The sequence below is a fragment of the Bradyrhizobium sp. WSM1253 genome, from assembly GCF_000244935.1.
In the GTDB taxonomy this organism is placed as follows: Bacteria; Pseudomonadota; Alphaproteobacteria; order Rhizobiales; family Xanthobacteraceae; genus Bradyrhizobium; species Bradyrhizobium canariense.
The window spans coordinates 6,465,424-6,478,279 of record NZ_JH600073.1 but is presented as its reverse complement, the minus strand read 5'-3'; the positions used below and the strand labels follow the sequence as shown (position 1 = coordinate 6,478,279).

General features: G+C 64.4%; 10 protein-coding genes. 3 read left to right on the top strand and 7 right to left on the bottom strand.

Translation table 11 applies throughout. The features are described 5' to 3' along the window. Nucleotides 1–402 precede the first annotated feature (402 nt). The 5 genes from BRA1253DRAFT_RS31550 to BRA1253DRAFT_RS31530 are packed head-to-tail and all read right to left on the bottom strand — an operon-like array spanning nt 403 to nt 5,596. Nucleotides 403–1,503, bottom strand: a complete 1,101-nt coding sequence (locus BRA1253DRAFT_RS31550) for an LLM class flavin-dependent oxidoreductase (protein WP_007601093.1) — start codon at nt 1,501–1,503, stop codon at nt 403–405. A 29-nt stretch (nt 1,504–1,532) separates the two neighbouring features. Beyond that, nucleotides 1,533–2,705 (bottom strand): acyl-CoA dehydrogenase family protein, encoded by a 1,173-nt coding sequence (locus tag BRA1253DRAFT_RS31545; RefSeq protein ID WP_007601092.1) that lies wholly within the window; start codon nt 2,703–2,705, stop codon nt 1,533–1,535. Further along, nucleotides 2,699–3,499, bottom strand: a complete 801-nt coding sequence (locus tag BRA1253DRAFT_RS31540) for an ABC transporter ATP-binding protein (RefSeq protein ID WP_007601090.1) — start codon at nt 3,497–3,499, stop codon at nt 2,699–2,701. Before BRA1253DRAFT_RS31540 ends, BRA1253DRAFT_RS31545 begins: the two co-directional genes overlap by 7 nt. Next, complete coding sequence (locus tag BRA1253DRAFT_RS31535; protein WP_007601088.1) at nt 3,493–4,515, bottom strand: ABC transporter permease; 1,023 nt, start codon at nt 4,513–4,515, stop codon at nt 3,493–3,495. Before BRA1253DRAFT_RS31535 ends, BRA1253DRAFT_RS31540 begins: the two co-directional genes overlap by 7 nt. Continuing rightward, nucleotides 4,493–5,596: an ABC transporter substrate-binding protein gene (locus tag BRA1253DRAFT_RS31530; RefSeq protein ID WP_007601086.1), complete on the bottom strand. Its 1,104-nt coding sequence runs from the start codon at nt 5,594–5,596 to the stop codon at nt 4,493–4,495. Before BRA1253DRAFT_RS31530 ends, BRA1253DRAFT_RS31535 begins: the two co-directional genes overlap by 23 nt. 466 nt (nt 5,597–6,062) lie before the next feature. Here BRA1253DRAFT_RS31530 and BRA1253DRAFT_RS31525 point away from each other — a divergent pair, with 466 nt between their 5' ends. Further along, a complete protein-coding gene (locus tag BRA1253DRAFT_RS31525; RefSeq protein ID WP_007601085.1) occupies nt 6,063–7,043 on the top strand; it encodes an ABC transporter substrate-binding protein in 981 nt (326 codons plus the stop codon). 362 nt (nt 7,044–7,405) lie between these two features. Beyond that, entirely contained in the window at nt 7,406–8,500 is a 1,095-nt protein-coding gene (locus BRA1253DRAFT_RS31520) for a catalase family protein (RefSeq protein WP_007601081.1), read from the top strand. Nucleotides 8,501–8,505: 5 nt separating this feature from the next. On the opposite strand, the gene BRA1253DRAFT_RS31515 is transcribed toward BRA1253DRAFT_RS31520, so the two are convergent. Beyond that, on the bottom strand, nt 8,506–11,577 hold the full coding sequence (locus BRA1253DRAFT_RS31515; RefSeq protein ID WP_007601080.1) for an AAA family ATPase: 3,072 nt from the start codon (nt 11,575–11,577) through the stop codon (nt 8,506–8,508). Nucleotides 11,578–11,779: 202 nt separating this feature from the next. Here BRA1253DRAFT_RS31515 and BRA1253DRAFT_RS31510 point away from each other — a divergent pair, with 202 nt between their 5' ends. Continuing rightward, complete coding sequence (locus BRA1253DRAFT_RS31510) at nt 11,780–11,959, top strand: hypothetical protein (protein WP_007601079.1); 180 nt, start codon at nt 11,780–11,782, stop codon at nt 11,957–11,959. A gap of 204 nt (nt 11,960–12,163) precedes the next feature. Here the strand turns inward: BRA1253DRAFT_RS31510 and BRA1253DRAFT_RS31500 are convergent, their stop codons facing one another. After that, a complete protein-coding gene (locus BRA1253DRAFT_RS31500) occupies nt 12,164–12,601 on the bottom strand; it encodes a hypothetical protein (RefSeq protein ID WP_007601077.1) in 438 nt (145 codons plus the stop codon). Nucleotides 12,602–12,856 lie beyond the last annotated feature (255 nt).

Sequence of the window (12,856 nt, the reverse complement as noted above, 5' to 3'; positions counted from 1 at the left end):
CGGTCTCCCGATGTGGTCGTCCGGATGATTTTTGACGGGAGGGTGCGTGCTGCAAGGGAGTTGGTGCAAATAGCAATGCGGGTGTTGTCGCTGGCATGAAACGCAGAACGAACGTTTCGCGAAATCCGGCCGGGTTGGAATGCGCTCTGCCCGCCTCACGGATGCTTGAGAGCCTTGTGAGATCTCGTGCCCCGGACGCAGCGCATCACGCAGTGGTACGCTGCTGAGCCGGGGCCTATCTCACCGGGAGCATCTGTGCGGCATGGGTCCCGGCTCTGCGCAGTAGCGATCTCGGCCGCCTCGAGCTTCTGCTTGATCAGACCCCAGTGAAGGTAGAGGTCGATTGCGCTCTGCTCGTCCGCGACCAGCCGAACATTTTCGCGCCGGCCAGCATGAGACGGATCATTCCGCCGCCTCGCCGCGAACAGCCTGGCGCTTGGCGATCAGCTCGCGCGTCAGCGGAATCAGCTCGCGGCCATATTCGATCGCATCGGGAAGCGGATCGAAGCCACGGATCAGGAAATGGCTGACGCCGAGGTCGTAATAGTCGCCGAAGACCTCGGCCACCTGCTCCGGCGTGCCGACCAGCGCGGTCGTGTTGCTGTTGGCGCCCGTGAGCTTTGCGATCTCGGTCCACAGCCGCTTGTCGATGCGGCTGCCCTGGTCGGCGAGCGAGAGCAGCCGCCGCGCGCCAGCCGTGGCATGGCCGTCGGCGGGCTTGCGATAGCCGGTCTTGTCCTGGAGCGCGGTGGCGCGCGCAAGAATCTCTTCCGCCTTTTCCCAGGCCTGCTTTTCGGTCGGAGCGATGATCGGCCGCACCGAGAGGCTGAAGCGCGGCGTCGGACGGCCCCGCCTGACGGCCGCATTGTGAACGCGCGAGGTGACGTCGCGCACCTGCGCATAGGATTCGCCCCACAGGGCAAACGTGTCTGCATGCTTGCCTGCGACGTCGATCGCCGCGTCGGAGCCACCGCCGACGAAGGTGTAGATGCCGGCCTTCTGCAGCGGCTTCACCTGCGAAAAACCGTTCTCGACGTTGTAGTACTTGCCGCTGTAGTTGAACGGCTTCTCGCTGGTCCATTCCAGCCGCACCACATCGAGAAACTCGCCGGTGCGAGCGTAACGCTCGTCCTTGTCGTCGAGCGTGTTGCCGTCTTGCCTCAGCTCGGCTGCATTGCCGCCGGTGATGACGTGCAGCGAGACGCGGCCTCCATAGAGTTGGTCGAGCGTCGCCAGCTGCCGCGCGAGCAGCGTCGGCGCGGTAAAGCCCGGTCGCTGCGCAATCATCACTTTCAACGACTTGGTGATCGTTAGCACATGCTGAGCGACCTGGAGCGCATCGGGCGTAGTCGAATGGAACGCCAGCAGCGCGCGGTCGAAACCCGCGAGCTCATGCGCCTTCGCCACCGTCTCGATATAGGCGGGATCGAGCACCGGACCCTGGCGCACGATGATCTCGGAAGCATTGCTGTTGGCGATAAAGCCGATGAACTCAATCGACATGATGTTCTCCCTGAATGTTTGGCGGAAGGCTAGAAGCCCAATGCGGCACGGCCGAGGCCGGTGCGCGTGGAATCGTCCTGCGGCGTGTGCACGCGGCCGCACAGGACGTCGCGATAGTGCCGCTCCAGCGGATTGGCGCGGGACAGGCCGTGATTGCCGGTCAGCGACAAGGCATCCTCGACCGCGGCGACGGCGTTGTTGGTCACGGTCAGCTTGATGACGTTGGACTCGGCCGCGGAAAGCGCGACACCGTCATCGAAATCACCGGCGAAGGATGCGATCAGCCGCGCATTGACGGCGAGCCGAGCCTCGATCGCGCCGAGGATCTCCTGCGCCCGCGGCAGGGTCGCAAGCGGCGCGCCCAGGCTGGCGGGCGCGCGCTGCTTCAGGAACGCGACTAGCCAGTCACGTGTAGCCCGCGCAACGCCATCATAGATCGCGGCGACGAAGATCGTGTGCACGGTCGCCTGCGCGACATCGGGTACGCGCCAGTCGGCCGGCTTGCGCACGTCGATCTCCGCATCGAGAGGAATCACGACGTCCTCGAAGATGACGTCGTGGCTGCCGCTGGCCCGCAAGCCGTGATGATCCCATGTCTCGACGATGCGCGTGCCCGGCAGGCCCGCCGGCACCAGGAACTGTCCGACGCGCGGCTCGGCTTCGTCCGTGCGCGCCCAGACCAGATACCATTTCAGGATCGGCGATCCCGTCGAATAGATCTTGTGCCCCGAGAGCCGCCAGCCGGTCTCGGTGCGACGTGCAATGGTCGCGGGCAGGCCGCCGCGCGCGGGCGAACCCAGTTCGGGCTCGACGCGGAGCGCGTTGACGAGCGAAAGGCCTTCGACGCTCTCGCGCGCAAGCTTGCGCGACAGCCGCGCCGGCCAGGTCGGGCTCCGTGCCATCACCAGATGGTTGATGTAGTGCATCGACAGCACCAGCGCGGTCGACGGATCGGCCTTGCCGACGATGCCGAGGACGCGTGCGGCATATCGCGCGCCCGCTCCGGCCCCGCCATGGGCCGCAGGCACCGTCAGCGACAGCAGGCCCGCCTCGGACAGCTCGCGAAAGTTCTCGAACGGGAAGCTGCCGGTGCGGTCGTGCTCGGCCGCCCGCGCGGCGAAAGCCTCGGCCAGCACCTCGGCACGTGCGATGTAGTCGGGCTCGTGATGGGCCGCGCGCCCCTTGGCGATCGAACTCACCATGTCGCGTCCAATCCGAGCAGGCCGAGAATCTGGCGGCGTAAATCGGCCAGATACGGATCGCCGCGATGGCGCGGATACGGCCGGTCGACGCGGATGTCGGCCTTCACACGCGCCGGGCGGTCGCTGAACACGATGACGCGATTGGCGAGCACCAGCGCCTCCTCGGCGTCATGCGTCACCAGCAGCGTGGTAAAGCCCTTGCGCTGCCACAGCGAGACCAGCTCGGCCTGCATGGTGATGCGGGTCAGCGAGTCGAGCTTGCCGAGCGGCTCGTCGAGAATGAGGATTTTGGGATCGTTGACCAGCGCGCGGGCCAGCGCGACGCGCTGCGCCATGCCGCCCGAGAGCTGGTGCGGATAGGCATTGCGGAAGGACGACAGCCCCACGAGATCGAGCGCGGCATCGACGCGATGACGCTGGCTCTTCAAGATGCCCTGTGCCTCCAGCCCCAGCGCGACGTTGTCCCAGACCGTGCGCCAGGGAAACAATGTCGGATCCTGGAACACGACAACGCGCGACGGGTGCGGTCGCGTGATGCGCGCCTCGTCCTCGCGGAGCGTTCCGGATTTGGGCTTGTCGAGGCCTGCGACGAGGCGCAGCAGCGTGGACTTGCCGCAGCCGGAGGGACCGAGCAGCGCAACGAACTCGCCCGGCTCGACGGAGATGCTGACGTCGCTGAGCACTGGCAGCTCGGCGCCGTCGATGTCGAAGGCGTGGCTGACCTGCTCGATGTCGAGCGCGGCGCCGGCGGCCGGGTGAGCGTCGATCTCAGTCAGTGCAGTCGCGGCTACCATTTGACGGTCCCCTTCTGCCAGACCAGCAGGCGATCGCGGATCGAAAACAGCAGCGTGATCGCGCCGGAGCAGAGCAGCGACATCACGATCAGCGCCGCATACATGTTGGCGTAGGCGGCCCAGCCCTGCGCCCATTGCAGGTACCAGCCGAGCCCGGCCTTGACGCCGATCATCTCGGCAACGACGAGCACGGCAAAGGACGAGCCGAGCCCCATGAACAGGCCGACGAAAACGTGCGGCAATGCCGCGGGAATCGCGACCTTCAGCACCAGGAAGGACGGCTTCGCCCCGAGCGTGCGCGCAACGTCGTAATAGGCGTTGCTCACACTCGCGACACCCGACCAGGTCAGCACGGTGACCGGGAAGCCGGTTGCGAGCGCGATCAAAAAGGTCGACGCGCTCCAGCTCGATGGGAAAGTGAAAAAGGCGATCGGCAGCCACGCGGTCGCCGGCAGCGGGCCAATGAACCGCAGCACCGGATGCACCCAATAGCCGACCGCGCGCGACCAGCCGATCGAGACGCCGGTCAGGAACCCGACCGTCGCGCCGATCAGATAACCGCCCAGTTGGAGCTTGACCGAGGCGAACACGCTGTCGAGCAGTTTTGGCAGATCGTCGGTGTAGACCTCGATGATCGACTGCGGCGGCGGGAAGAACGGCAACGGCAGCCAGGCGAATTTCGCCGTCGCGACTTCCCACAGGGTCAGGACAACGCCGAGCACGACGAGCCATGGCGCGCGCTGGCGTAAGGCGCGGCCCGCCGAGCCGAGGTAGTCGGCGCCGACGGTCCCGAACAGCGCGATGGCCGCGATGACAAACGCGGCAATGCCGAGCGAGTGGGTCCGCGACCAGTCGCCCACGTCCTCCCACCACAGGCAGGACAGGCCGAAGGCAATCCACGCCATACTCGCGAGAATGCCGGCACCGGATTCCCGGATCCAGCTCGCAAGCCACGGTGCGCGCGAGAGACGCGGCGCGCCGGAAGCAAGGCCGTCAGACAGCGAATACGTCGACATAGATGCGCTCCGCGAATCTGGCCGTGTCCGTGCTCTGCTTGAACACCTGCACGCTCTTGAGATCGTCGGCATAGGCCTTGAGCTCGCGCTTCAAGACTTCGCCGACGGGATGATGATGATGGGTATGGTAGCGCACCATGCCTTCGATATCCGCGAGCGACGCCGTCTTCGGCGCGTAAGGCTGGAACGATTTCGCCGTCACGGATGGATTCTGCGCAGTGAACATCGCGGCATCGAGCAGCGCCTGCGTCAGGGCGCGCGCGACCTGCGGCTCCTCGCGCACCAGGCTGCCGCGCAGGCCGAGAATGCAGCAGCTCTTGTCGCGATATTCGCCGTCGAGATTGGAGGCGACCTCCTTGTACTGGGTGTCCTTGAGCCAGAGATAACCCAGCGGGTCGGACGACAGGAAGGCCTGCACCTCGCCCTTCTCGACGGCGACGTTGAGAAGGTTGCCGGGATAGGCGCGCCAGTCGACATCCTTGTTCGGATCGATGCCTAGCTTGGCGAGCTGAATGGAGAAGAAATTCTTGTCAGGACCGCCGAGATCGCCGACCGCGACGATCCTGCCCTTGAGATCAGCGAGCTTGTTCACGCTGGAATCGGCGCGCGTCAGCACGCGCATGCAGCCGCCATGGGTGCCGGCGGCGATCTTGACGTCAAAGCCCTGCTCCAGCGGTTTCAGCCAGCGCAGCGCCATGCCGAGACCGGCATCGCTCTTGCCGGTCGCGATGGCCTCGAGCAACTGGTCGGTCGAACCGGAATAGTTGATGAGCTCGATGTCGAGATTATGCTTCTGGAAGAAGCCGTGCTCGATGGCGACCGGGACCGGGGCGAGACAGACCGCGCCGGCGTTCCAGGACAGTTTCAGCTTGCGCGGCGCACCGGTGAGCGCGGGCGCATCCGACGCGGTCCGGCACAGCGGAAACTCCGAGAGATCGACGCCGGGCGCGATTGCCCGTGGCGCAAATGCCTGTGCCGCACCGAAGGCGCCGAGCGGCGCGGCGAAGGCCGCAGCTAACCCCGCCTGGAGCAAATGGCGCCGGTCGAGCCTCGATCCGCCGTGCTTGTCGTCGTCGTTCATCCGTTTCCACTCCTGCACTTGCACGGCTCCGCCATCGGCACAACGGCTTGCGTTGCGCCTGTTCCATGCGGAGCTGCGTCGAGAGAAAATCTTTTCGCCGGCGCCTGCTGCGCCGCCTTGATGCGATGCGCAAATCATGCGGCGCGTTCGCCGTGTCGTCAATGAAATGGAATTTCGAATGTAGCGCGAGGCGAAGTCATTCTCTCCATCGGCACCTGCGGGGACGATGAAAGGATTTCCACCGATGCATCGGTTGAAGGAGTGCGGGGCTACTCCCTCTCCTGCTTCATTCTTGCACAGCGCATACCGCACGTTCTCGAAATCAGCGCCCCTCTGGAACGTCCTTGCCGATCGCGCGCGCAATACGGTTGGCCATTTCATTGACTGGGCATCGCACAACCATAGACTTGATCGTCTCGCTGCATCGTTCGCTCACGCGTCGTGAGCAAAGCAACAGACAGGCCACATGAGCATCAACTCCCTCGATCATTCCGTCACGCGTCGGCTCGCTGCATCGCTGCTTGCCGCTGCCATCACCCTGTCGACTGCCGCGGCCTCGTTCGCGGCCGACGCAATCGTCCTGCGCGTCGGCGATCAGAAGGGCGGCAATCGTTCGCTGCTCGAGTTCTCGGGCTACGCAAAGGATCTGCCTTACAAGATCGAGTGGTCGGAATTCCCCGCGGCCGCGCCGATCCTCGAGGCGCTCAACGCCGGCGCGCTCGACGTTGGCTACACCGGCGATCTCTCCTTCCTTTCGGTCTATGCGGCCGGCGCCCCGCTCAAGGCGATCGGCGGCACCAGGTCGGATGCCAAGACGCAAGCCATTCTCGTACGCCAGGATTCGCCGATCAAATCGGCCGCCGACCTCAAGGGAAAGCGCCTCGCCGGCACGCGCGGCGGCTGGGGCCAGTTCCTGATCGACGCCACGCTGGAGAAGGCGCAGATCAAGCTGGAGGATGCGACCTTCGCGCCGCTCGGTCCGGTCGACGCCAAGATCGCGTTGGTCGCGGGCTCGATCGACGCCTGGGCGGTGTGGGAGCCCTACGTCTCGTTCGCCACTTTGAAAGACAAGGCCCGCGTGATCGCCGATGGTGAGGGCCTGACGCCGACCATCACATTCATCGTCGCCTCCGACAACGCCATCGCCACCAAGCGCACGGCGGTGCAGGACCTGGTGCAGCGGCTGAACAAGGCGCGGCTGTGGTCGCTGGATCATCTCGGCGAATATGCCAAGAGCACGGCCGAGCTGACCAGGCTGCCGGAGGACGTGCTGCTCTCGGCCTATACCGCGCAGCGCACCAGCCCGATTCCGATCGACGAGAACGTCGTGAAGGAGGTGCAGGAGGCCTCCGACCGCTCGACGCGCTATGGCATCCTGCCGAAAAAGCTCGACGTGAGCAAAGCCGTCGACCGCAGCTTCACTGCTGCGGCCGCGGGATCGAACTAGACGGAGCCGGCGGGATGCCCGGGCTTCGTCTCAACGCAGGCCCGCTGCATCTCGCCGCGATCGTGCTCGCGCATTTCGCCTGCATGAGCTTGATCGTATGGCTGTCGCTTTAGATGCCGGCCAGGCCTTAAGGAAAAGATCAGGACAACATAAGGAGCCCATAAGGACTTACGAGACGCCGCTGGCCTAGCATCGACCGTGTGATCGCGTCGGTAACAGGATGCCTCATCCCCGGCTTGTCCAGGCAATCACAACTCGCTCTCGGGTTGCCGATCCCGACCGGACGGGCTTACAGTGGCATTCACCCTGCGGCCGTCGACGCTTGCAATGGGAAGGCGACCTTCGGGCTGGAGATCAGCGCCATGTCAGCCGATCAGTATCTTCGTTACGATCCGTCCGTCGAACAAATCCGGCCGGAGGAAGCGGCGGCCGTCGAGGAGATCGTTGCCTCGATTTCGCGAACGAGCGATCGCACTTTTCACAAAGACAAGCACGGAACCCGACAGCAGCACGCCAAGGGCGCCGGCTATCTCCGGGGCGAGCTGATCGTCTACGAGGATTTGCCGGATCATCTGCGCCAGGGCCTGTTCAAGCAGGCTGGCCACTTCCCGATCATCGTCCGCCTCTCCACCGCATTCAACAGGAGCGATCGCGTACGCTCGCCGCGGGGGTTTGCCATCAAGGTCTTGGGCGTGACTGGGGCCAAGGCGCTCGGCGACGACGATTCGACGAACCAGGATCTTCTGCTCGTCAATCACCCCAGCTATTTCGCGGATGCGATGGCCTATATGCGCGCACAGCACAACGTCGAGCGCACCCTGTTCCTGCCTGATCTGGCGTACGTACCCATAGGCTTTCTCGCGCGCGTGCTGGTCGCCGCATCGGACAGAACAGGCATTCCGATCCCGATCGTCTTGAAAGCGCTCGGTGATGCCGGCAGCAACATCCTCGGAGAAACCTTTCACACGGAGGGAGCATTGCGGTTTGGCGACTATATCGCAAGGCTTCGCCTGGTGCCGATCTCGGCCTCGGTTCGCCAACTCACCGGCCAGCCCTGCCACGATTCCGATGATGCCGTGCTGAACAGCGTCGTTGCCTTCTTCAAGGACAATGCGGCCGAGTACGAATTATTTGCCCAGCTCTGCACCGACCCGGAGCGAACACCGATCGAAGATGCTTCGATCGACTGGCCCGAAGACGTCGCGCCGCCGCAAGCACTCGGCAAGATCACGCTTCCGCGCCAGACCGCCGACAGCCCCGCGCGTCGCGTCTATTCCGACGAGGTGCTTTCGTTCGACCCATGGCGATGTCTCGCCGCGCATCAGCCGCTCGGCTCGATCATGCGGTTGCGCAGGGATGCCTACAGTGCCTCCCGCACGCTGCGGCAGCAGCAAAATCAATTCAAGGTCAAGCAACGGCCCGGCGAACCGCGAGAGATCGCGGACCTGCCGGATTGAGCCGATCACCGTCCCTCATGATGAGGCCCGGTGTCCCGGCCTGCGTCGAAAAATGACGCCGACCGCAGCGGATCGCCGGGATCAAGCGTCTCTGCCAGCGATGCGATCACCTGGCTGGAGCGGTCCCGCCACTTGGCAGCCCTTTGCGCTTGTCCGAGGCTCTCATAGACCACCGCAGTCGTGCGATAAACCCGCCAGGCGGCGTGCGGTAACCTGGCATGGCGGAGAATCGAAGTGGCCGCCGCCAAATGCCCGCCGGCGAGTTGCGTATCCTGCTTCACGATCGCAATTCTCGCCATGGCCTCGTAGCACAGCGCGAGAAACGGCCGGTCGGGTGCCGCGCTCGTCACCTCGTGAAATTGGTTGGCCGAGCTCTGGGCGCGGTCCAGATCGCCAATCGCGATCCAATAGTCGCAGCAAGTCAGCAGATAGTGGGGGATGACCAGCGACTCCATCGGCACCCGGTCGACCTCCATTCGCCGCTCCATCGCATCGAGATGCTGCCGCGCCCGAGGCAGGTCGCCCATCCTGACATAAGCTCGCGCCAGCAGGTTCCTGCCGACGAAGAAGGTGAACGGATTGGCCTCGATCATCGGGCCGAGCGCATCCTCCGCACGCCGTGACGCGCTGCCATATTCCTCCGCCTCGGAATACAGCCATCCGATCGTGAGATGACACAGCGCGACGGCCTGCGGATTTGCATTCCGCTCCGAGATAGCCAACGCGGAGACGACGTTTCGTTGCGCCCGTCCCCATTCACCGAGATAAATCTGGGCAAACGCCTCGACCGATTCATAGAGGACGAACAGATAGACGTCACCGACCAGGCGGGCGAGCTCCTTTCCCCGGGTCGTCGCATCGCAGCAGGCCGGGTAATTCGCGCGCAGGAATTCCAGCACCATCTCCATCGAGCAGCGTCGCAGCCGCATGCTCAGATCCTGCTCTCCGGTGATCAGTGCTGATGCATGCTCGGCAAGGTCCGCATTCTCGCGATCCCAGCCGCGGAGCATCAGCTTCAAATTGGCAACGTTCCCCTGGACCAGAGCACTGAATGCGGCGTCGTCGATCGCCCTGCTCTTGACAAGAGCCTGTTCCGCAACAGGCAGGCTCTGGCGTCGATCGACGTAGAGACAAAATCTGCTGAGATCGACCAGTGCGTTCACCTCTTCGCGCACGTGCCCGTTCTCCGCCGCGTGCGCGACGACTGCGCTGAGATCCTGCAGGGAATTCAGGAAATCTCCACTGGCCCGCCAGGCCCAGGCGCGCTGAAGCAGCAACTTCAGACGTGTCGTTACCCGAACCTCCGGCGGCAGATGCGGCACCAGCTCCAAAGCGCGGGACAGGTAATTGGCGGCCTCGCGTGTGCTGAACCTTCGCGCCGAGCCCTCGGCCGCCGCGCCCAGATAATGCATCGCCTTCGGGAAATCGCGGCCCAGTTCGAAGTGGCGCGCGACAATCGCGGCGATCTCCGCAGCCTGCGGCCCGTAGCCCTGCTCGAGCCCCGCCCCAAGCAGCGCATGGGTTTTCGTGCGGCGCGCCGGCGCGAGCCGCTGGTAGAGGATCTCCTGGTACAGCGCGTGCTGGAACGCATAGCGACCGGAGACACCTCCGTTCGGCCACTCGGTCATGCCAGCCACGACGATAATGCGATCGGTCCGTGCCAGGTCCTCGCACATCTGCTCGACATCCAGCACGGGACGGTCCAGCGCACCGGCGATATGGAGCGCGGAAAACTCCGCTCCCGCCGCACTGGCGACCTCGAGCAGGCAGCGCTCGTCCACGGTGAGGTGATCGATCTGCTGCTTGATCATTCCTTCCAGATCGCGCGGCATGCTGTCATGCGAGGCCGCGTCTTCGCTGACCAGCCGCCAGCCCAATTCGTGCTCGACCAGCGCGCCTTGCGCCACGAGATGATCGAGCAGAGACGACACGAACAGAGGATGCCCGCCGGTTCGCGCGAAGATGCGCTCGACCAGCTCTCTGGCGAAATCGGCCGAGTTGAAGCGCAGCGAAAGATAGCGTTCGACGTCGATGCCGGTCAGTCGATCGAGCGCGAGCTCGGTGGCGTGTCCATGAATCCGCAAGTCCTGGTGAACGGCACGGATAGGATGTCCGCCGACGGCGACTTCCATCGGCCGGTAGGTGGCCAGCACGAGGATAGAAGCCCTCCGATCCCGCCGTGCCAGCCGGGAGAGCACATCCACGGTGGCAAAGTCGCTCCAATGCAGATCTTCCAGGATGATCACCCATGGTCGCGTGACGGCGAGATGTTCCATGAGATCGGCAAATTCGCGCAGCATGCGCTCCCGGGTTGCGCCAAAGACCTCATGCTGGAATGCGGCCCGGTCTGCTTCTCCGAGGAATCCGGGCATTTGCGCGAGCCAGGTCGGCGCGTGCTCGCGGATCGACGTCAGCAGCGATGCTCCGTCGGTTCGACGGCAGCACTCGTTCAGCGCTCCGATCAGCGGAAGAAAGGCCTCATGGGTGCCGAACAACTCGTTGCAACTACAGTGCAGCACGCCCAGTCCCTGCTGGTTCATCCTGTCGAGCGTCATCTGCAAGAGGGTTGTCTTGCCGATCCCGGCCTCGCCGGTGATGAAGACGACCTGACGCTGTCCGGTACGAGCGAGTTGCAACGCCTTGTCCAGCGTGTCGAGTGCGCCCGTGCGCCCGACCCTCCAGTGCCGCCGTCGATCGGCAGCCTGCTCCGTGACGGACGCCGCCTCCTCTTCGGGCGCCCGCTCGATCGCAGGCAATTCGGCGGTCGCGACCGCCGCAATGAAGCGATAGCCGCGCCGCGTGACCGTCTCGATGTAATTGGGGGACTGCCTGTCGTCGCCGAGCACCGAGCGTAGCGCGTTCACGGCAACGGCGAGGCTCGACTCGCTGACGTGTAGATCGGACCAGACTGCGTCGAGCAACTCTTCCTTGGTGACGAGTTCACCGGGCCGACCGACGAGATAGCAAAGAACCTCGAACGGCTTCGGCGCCAGCGCGATCCGCTCCCCGCCTCGCCACAATAGCGCGTTGGCCCGGTCGAGGCGGAATTCACCAAAGGCAAGCGCGTCTGTACGCACGGCTCCGACCCCCGGATGATCCCTGATCTTAAGGCAAAGCTCAGCCAAATGTAAGGGCACGCTAAAGACCTGCGCCCTGCGCCGGTACTAGCGTCGGCCTGTCCATTTCAGAGACGCCGGTAAGTCGTCGGACGGCCTTTTCATCACGCTGTCATTTCAGTCGACAGGCAGTCGATGCCTGAATTTTGGCAAGGAGTTGGCCATGAGCATTTTAAAACATTTGGCGATCCCGCCTCTCGCTTTGGCCATTCGCCATTACGACGTCAGGGTCATATTGGGCGTCACCGTCCTCAGCCGCATCTTCCTCGTCGCCATCTACCTTGCGTGCGGCGGCCCGGGCCTGTCCGAGTTCGATCTCGCCAACACGATCGCGCTGCCATGAGCTCGGGACCGCTCGAATGGTGCATCGAGATCGCGATCATCGTCGCGATCTGCATCGGGATTGTCGCGGGCGGGCATGGCCGGCTCGTCGTCCCGCATCACCGGGTTCAACGCGCGCAAGCCGATCGGGCCGCTTGCGTCCAGCAGCCCCCAAACCTCTTCAGCGTCGCCGCCCTGCGGCGAGCGGGTCCGCCCGTTTGATCGATCACCAATACGCGCGGTGATAGTGCCGGTAATACGGCCGGTAGTAGCCGTAACGAGGGCCGAAATACGGGCGGTAAGGCCGATAGTAGCGCGGATAAGCATAGGCTGGACCATAGCCGTAATAGGCCGGCGCATAACCATAACCGTAGCCATAGCCCGGATATCCGTAGCCGCCGTAGTAGGGCCCGCCGCCATAGTAGCCATAGCCGTAAGGCGCGCTGCTGGCGATGGCTCCTGCGATGATCGCGCCAGCGGCAAGGCCGCCGAGACCCCATCCAAAACCTCGGCCGCGCCAGTGCACCTGCGTGACGTCATCGCCGACGGCGGCCTTCATGGTTGCGACATTGGTGGGCAGCGGAGCCGCCGCGGCTTGCTCCATTCCTCCCGCTATGACCGCAGCGGCGAGCGAACAGGCGACTGCCGTTTTCCAGATCCTCATCGTCTTACTCCTTTCTGACGTTTGGCTTGGACATGGATCGCAGCGCCATCCTCGGGCATCCTGGCGCGAGGTCAAAGCCTCGAGTTTTGCGTGCACCGCACAAGACGCATGCCTCCATTCTGATCAACCGGGTCCCGACGGGCTCGACAACCTCACCGCGTGTGACACCGGCAAGACGGTGCCTGGGGCCCGATCACCGCGGCAAAGCATTAAGCTTCCGGCGCATTCGCAACCAACAACCACCTTCCCGATTTA

Bases quoted from the DNA above. Each gene is read 5' to 3' on its own strand.
- BRA1253DRAFT_RS31525 (WP_007601085.1), top strand. From the start codon at position 6,063: ATGAGCATCAACTCCCTCGATCATTCCGTCACGCGTCGGCTCGCTGCA.
- BRA1253DRAFT_RS31520 (WP_007601081.1), top strand. From the start codon at position 7,406: ATGTCAGCCGATCAGTATCTTCGTTACGATCCGTCCGTCGAACAAATC.
- BRA1253DRAFT_RS31530 (WP_007601086.1), bottom strand. From the start codon at position 5,596: ATGAACGACGACGACAAGCACGGCGGATCGAGGCTCGACCGGCGCCAT.
- BRA1253DRAFT_RS31510 (WP_007601079.1), top strand. From the start codon at position 11,780: ATGAGCATTTTAAAACATTTGGCGATCCCGCCTCTCGCTTTGGCCATT.
- BRA1253DRAFT_RS31545 (WP_007601092.1), bottom strand. From the start codon at position 2,705: ATGGTGAGTTCGATCGCCAAGGGGCGCGCGGCCCATCACGAGCCCGAC.
- BRA1253DRAFT_RS31540 (WP_007601090.1), bottom strand. From the start codon at position 3,499: ATGGTAGCCGCGACTGCACTGACTGAGATCGACGCTCACCCGGCCGCC.
- BRA1253DRAFT_RS31550 (WP_007601093.1), bottom strand. From the start codon at position 1,503: ATGTCGATTGAGTTCATCGGCTTTATCGCCAACAGCAATGCTTCCGAG.
- BRA1253DRAFT_RS31500 (WP_007601077.1), bottom strand. From the start codon at position 12,601: ATGAGGATCTGGAAAACGGCAGTCGCCTGTTCGCTCGCCGCTGCGGTC.
- BRA1253DRAFT_RS31535 (WP_007601088.1), bottom strand. From the start codon at position 4,515: ATGTCGACGTATTCGCTGTCTGACGGCCTTGCTTCCGGCGCGCCGCGT.